At 57.4% G+C, this 5,244-nt stretch carries 4 protein-coding genes and 1 tRNA gene; all 5 read left to right on the plus strand.

The features are described from left to right. A partial coding sequence (gacA, locus tag BLX41_RS32355) for a response regulator transcription factor GacA (RefSeq protein ID WP_185073905.1) occupies window positions 1-588 on the plus strand: 588 nt, incomplete at its 5' end. 1 nt (window position 589) lies between these two features. Continuing rightward, entirely contained in the window at window positions 590-2,413 is a 1,824-nt protein-coding gene (gene uvrC / locus BLX41_RS32360) for an excinuclease ABC subunit UvrC (protein ID WP_123728148.1), read from the plus strand. A 32-nt stretch (window positions 2,414-2,445) separates the two neighbouring features. Next, window positions 2,446-3,006, plus strand: a complete 561-nt coding sequence (gene pgsA / locus BLX41_RS32365) for a CDP-diacylglycerol--glycerol-3-phosphate 3-phosphatidyltransferase (protein ID WP_011061839.1) — start codon at window positions 2,446-2,448, stop codon at window positions 3,004-3,006. Between the two features lie 65 nt (window positions 3,007-3,071). Beyond that, a tRNA-Gly gene (locus BLX41_RS32370) sits at window positions 3,072-3,147 on the plus strand. A 1,365-nt stretch (window positions 3,148-4,512) separates the two neighbouring features. Then, window positions 4,513-5,244 (plus strand): type VI secretion system protein TssA (locus tag BLX41_RS36965; protein ID WP_259745485.1); only part of this gene is annotated, 732 nt, incomplete at its 3' end.

The following is a 5,244-nucleotide window of genomic DNA, read 5'->3' on the forward strand; positions in this document are numbered from 1 at the left end:
CGAATGTTGGCTGACATCGATGGCCTGCAAGTAGTCGGGCAGGCGGAGTCAGGGGAAGAATCCCTGCTCAAGGCTCGGGAGTTGAAGCCCGATGTGGTCCTGATGGACGTAAAGATGCCCGGAATCGGCGGCCTCGAGGCCACGCGCAAATTGCTGCGCAGCCATCCGGATATCAAGGTCGTGGCAGTGACTGTCTGCGAGGAAGATCCGTTTCCGACTCGGTTGCTGCAGGCCGGAGCAGCGGGCTACCTGACCAAGGGCGCAGGCCTCAATGAAATGGTCCAGGCCATTCGCCTGGTTTTTGCCGGCCAGCGTTACATCAGCCCGCAGATCGCTCAGCAACTGGTATTCAAGTCGTTCCAGCCTTCAAGTGACTCCCCGTTCGATGCCTTGTCGGAGCGGGAGATTCAGATTGCGCTGATGATTGTCGGCTGCCAGAAGGTGCAGATCATCTCCGACAAGTTGTGCCTGTCGCCGAAAACCGTGAACACCTACCGCTATCGTATCTTCGAGAAACTGTCGATCAGCAGTGATGTCGAGTTGACGCTGCTGGCGGTTCGTCATGGCATGGTTGATGCCAGCCTCTGAAATGACTGACCTGTTTGATCCCAGTGCTTTTCTTTCTACCTGCAGTGGCCGCCCCGGTGTGTATCGCATGTTCGACAGCGATGCACGCCTGCTTTACGTGGGTAAAGCCAAGAATCTGAAAAACCGGCTGTCCAGCTATTTCCGCAAGACCGGCCAGGCACCGAAGACCGCCGCCCTGGTGGCGCGTATCGCGCAGATCGAAACCACCATTACCGCCAACGAGACCGAAGCACTGCTGCTGGAGCAGACGCTGATCAAGGAGTGGCGGCCGCCCTACAACATTCTTCTGCGCGACGATAAGTCCTATCCCTATGTGTTTCTTTCGGACGGCGACTTTCCGCGTTTCAGTATCCATCGCGGGGCGAAGAAGCAGAAGGGCAAGTACTTCGGCCCTTACCCCAGCGCCGGTGCCATTCGCGAAAGCCTCAGCCTGTTGCAGAAGACCTTCATGGTCCGCCAGTGCGAGGACAGCTACTACAAGAACCGTACGCGGCCCTGCTTGCAGTACCAGATCAAGCGCTGCAAGGCGCCCTGTGTCGGCCTGGTGGAACCTGAGGTCTACGCCGAAGACGTGCGCCACTCGGTGATGTTCCTGGAAGGGCGCAGCAATGCCCTGACTGACGAACTCTCCAGTGCCATGGAAGCCGCCGCCAGCACTTTGGACTTCGAAAAGGCTGCCGAACTGCGGGACCAGATCTCCCTGCTGCGCCGGGTGCAGGACCAGCAAAGCATGGAAGGCGGCACCGGTGATGTGGATGTGGTCGCGGCCTTCGTCAACCCGGGTGGCGCCTGCGTGCACCTGATCAGCGTGCGTGGCGGTCGGGTACTGGGTAGCAAGAACTTCTTTCCCCAGGTGGGCATCGAGGAAGACGTGGCGCAAGTCATGTCGGCCTTTCTCGGCCAGTATTTTGTCAGCAGCCCTGAGCGCGATCTGCCTGCGGAGTTGATCGTCAACGTGGTGCACGAAGACTTCCCGATCTTGATCGCCGCCATCGACGAGCTGCGCGGGCGTGAATTGACCATCAGTCACCGGGTCCGTGGCACCCGTGCCCGCTGGCAGCAACTGGCGGTGACCAACGCCGAACAGGCTCTGAGTGCACGCTTGGCCAACCGCCAGCACGTAGCCGCGCGCTTCGAAGCGCTGGCTGAAGTCCTGAACCTGGACGAGCCGCCCCAGCGCCTGGAGTGTTACGACATCAGCCACTCCAGCGGCGAGGCTACTGTGGCTTCCTGCGTGGTCTTCGGTCCGGAAGGGCCGCTGAAATCCGATTACCGCCGTTACAACATTGAAGGTGTCACCGCCGGCGACGACTATGCCGCCATGCATCAGGCTCTGACTCGCCGCTTCAGCAAGCTCAAGGACGGCGAAGGCAAGCTGCCGGATATCCTTCTTGTGGATGGTGGCAAGGGGCAACTGTCCATGGCTCGCGACGTGCTCAATGAACTGGCGGTACCGGACCTGATCCTCCTCGGCGTAGCCAAGGGGGCGACCCGCAAGGCCGGTTTCGAAACCCTGTACCTGAATGACGCAGCCCATGAGTTCACCCTCAAGGGCGACTCGCCGGCGCTGCACCTGATCCAGCAAATCCGCGATGAGGCTCACCGCTTCGCGATCACCGGTCACCGCGCACGGCGTGGCAAGACCCGGCGTACCTCAACCCTGGAAGGGGTGGCGGGCGTCGGGCCGAAGCGTCGGCGGGACCTTCTCAAACATTTTGGTGGATTGCAGGAACTGTCTCGTGCCAGCATCGACGAGATAGCCAAAGCACCGGGAATCAGTAAAAAGCTCGCAGAGTTGATTTATGCAAACCTGCACAGCGAGTAGAATGCCCAATCACCTCGTAGCCAGTTGTGCCGATGAATATCCCTAATCTGATCACCGTTCTACGCGTCCTGCTCATTCCGATTTTCATATTGCTGTTCTATTTGCCCTATAGCTGGAGCTACATGGCGGCCAGTTCAGTCTTTGCCTTCGCGGCAGCCACTGACTGGTTGGATGGCTACCTGGCGCGACGCCTGCAGCAGAGCACGCCGTTTGGCGCGTTCCTCGATCCTGTGGCCGACAAGCTGATGGTGGCGGTGGCGCTGGTGCTGCTGGTGCAGGAGCATCACAACCTGTGGTTGACCTTGCCGGCCGCGGTGATCATTGGCCGTGAAATCGTCATTTCGGCGCTGCGCGAGTGGATGGCCGAACTCGGCGCCCGCGCCCAGGTGGCGGTATCGAACATGGGCAAATGGAAAACGGCGGCGCAGATGCTGGCGCTGGTGATCCTGCTGGCCAACCCATCGGATTTCAGCTTCTGGGTGCTGGTGGGCTACGCCTTGCTGTTGGCGGCGGCGGGCCTGACCTTGTGGTCGATGCTGCAGTATCTACGGGCTGCGTGGCCGCACCTGAAAACCGATAACGAGAAAAAATAAACTTTTTTGAATCAAAGGCTTGACGTGCATTCGGATTTCTATAGAATGCGCAACACCAAGACGTTGCGGGAATAGCTCAGTTGGTAGAGCACGACCTTGCCAAGGTCGGGGTCGCGAGTTCGAGTCTCGTTTCCCGCTCCAAACATAACGCTGTAGAGTTCGACTGAATTCTGCAGCGATCGCAAAAAGGACCTTCGGGTCCTTTTTTCGTTTCTGCAGTTTTCACTGCGGTTCAGCAGCATTCTGTGCTTTCAGGTCCAGGATTGAGTCCTTCTGGGATACCTTGAATCTGGGCAATTGCTGAATCGGCTTCTGGCTGGAGCGGTGCGAGCATCCGGCCTCTGACTCTGTTCAGGCGTGCTCGGGTGCGGCCATGTCATGGCTGTTACCTCGCCGGTTCCTGCTGACCAGCACATGATTCGCCCGGAAAAACTGCGCCAATCGGAGTTGCTGTAGTGGCTGCCCTGGCCGAGCGCTGGCTCGCGCAGGTCCCGGCGCTACGCCCGCCGGCGTCCAGATGTCTCTTGAATATTTTTCCTGACGTGCCCTCAACCTGGAAGCTGCCGCCCTGAGCCGCTCTCCGGTTTGCCGCATCGTGGGTGAGCGGTGCCAGGTGATTGCCACTGGCAACAGAGGTTGGGCCGGGGTAGGTAGGGGCTGAGGGATCGCTGCTCGAGCGCACCTTCTATGAGGTTGAGGTGAGTCAAGGTTGAACTGGGAACGGGGTGCCCAGCTCCAGTGGAGTGGTTGATGGGACAGCTCTGGAGCCGGAGAAGGGCTCAGGTCTGGGTCTCTGGCGACCAAGGTGCGGCCCAATCGATGCAGGGAGTCCATCTCCCCGAGGAGCCAATCCCTTGACGGTGCTGACTTCCCTCCCTGGGTTCTTTGCTCAGATACGGCTGTGCTTTTGAATGTAGTTTGAGTCCGGAGTGGAAAACGCGTACAGGAACAAAGAAAGTGCACTTTATCCGCAACCGCTCGATATAGGAAAAGTCCCAAATATATATGGAAGACTTCTGAGTTTTGTTCAGTGTGGAGAGTAGTTGCAGTGCAGGCTTTTCATTGTAGGGAGTTATGTGATCTGGCTGTTTTCTAAATGACTCATGTATGTGATTGATAAGTCTCAGTTAATTAAATCTTCTTGGTTGTGGGCCTGAATATAACTTTGAAGTGCTGTTTGCGCTGCGGATCGGGCCCCGTCGGACGGGCTTGGAGGGAGCGAAAACTCGTCCTGACGTGGTGCGCCATCGGCTGAGTGAGCCTGTAGCACTACGAGTTTGTTGGCTCGGGCAGCGTAGTGCTTCAAACCTATATATCTGTGACAGCGCTCTGGATAATCCATTGCGGGCGGCTGCTGCGACGGGCTGTTTTTGGGGACAACAAAATTAGTCAGGGAATTATTCTCGTAAATTTAGGATTTTTCTTAAATTAATACTTCTGGCTTAGGGGGTATATTTTAAAAGCATTAGCCGCTTGTTCTGCGGCATGGTTTTAAACAGGTCATGGATGAACTACTCAAATAAACTGTCTGCTCATTATTTTGAGATTGCCAAAACCTCTATTTCCAAAGAGAGTTTTGCGGGCGCTGATGTTCGTTTTTCGAGTGAGTATGAAGCCCTTGAAAACGAGTTGGGCAAAGCCCAGTCCATGCATGAAAACGGTCAGATCGACTGGCTGAAAGTTCTTGAAAACAGTGAAACCCTGTTACGCGTGCAGTCCAAGGATCTGCGGGTGGCGGCCTGGCTCACTTGGGCGCTGTATCAGCGCGAGTCCTTCGCAGGGTTGCTGGCGGGTTCCGGTCTCTTGCAGTACTTGTGTGAGCGGCATTGGGTCGACGTCCACCCCAATAAACCGCGTACCCGTGGTGCTGCCATTAGTTGGCTGGTGCCACGACTGGAGCAGGCGTTAAGCGAAAATATCGCGATCAAGGAACAGTTGCCGCTGTTCCGTCGATTGGTGCTGAATCTGGAAAAACTGGATGCTGCACTGACCCAGCATCTTGGCGATGACGCCCCCTTGTTGCTGCCTATCTGTCGGCGGCTGTCGAGCATGATCCAACGTGCCGTCGAGCACCAGTCGGAGCCCGGCGCCGTTGGTGCGGTGGTAGCACAGGTCAAGCAGGCAGCGACCCAGCTCTTCTCATCGGCCTCTTCGATCGACAACGAAAAGGATGCTCAGAGGGTCCTGCGTGCGTTGCAGGAGCATGCCCGACCTCTGTGTGCCTGGTGGCTCAAGCAG

The sequence above is a fragment of the Pseudomonas protegens genome (assembly GCF_003732485.1).
GTDB lineage: Bacteria > Pseudomonadota > Gammaproteobacteria > Pseudomonadales > Pseudomonadaceae > Aquipseudomonas > Aquipseudomonas protegens_B.

Bases quoted from the DNA above. Each gene is read 5' to 3' on its own strand.
- uvrC (WP_123728148.1), top strand. From the start codon at position 590: ATGACTGACCTGTTTGATCCCAGTGCTTTTCTTTCTACCTGCAGTGGC.
- pgsA (WP_011061839.1), top strand. From the start codon at position 2,446: ATGAATATCCCTAATCTGATCACCGTTCTACGCGTCCTGCTCATTCCG.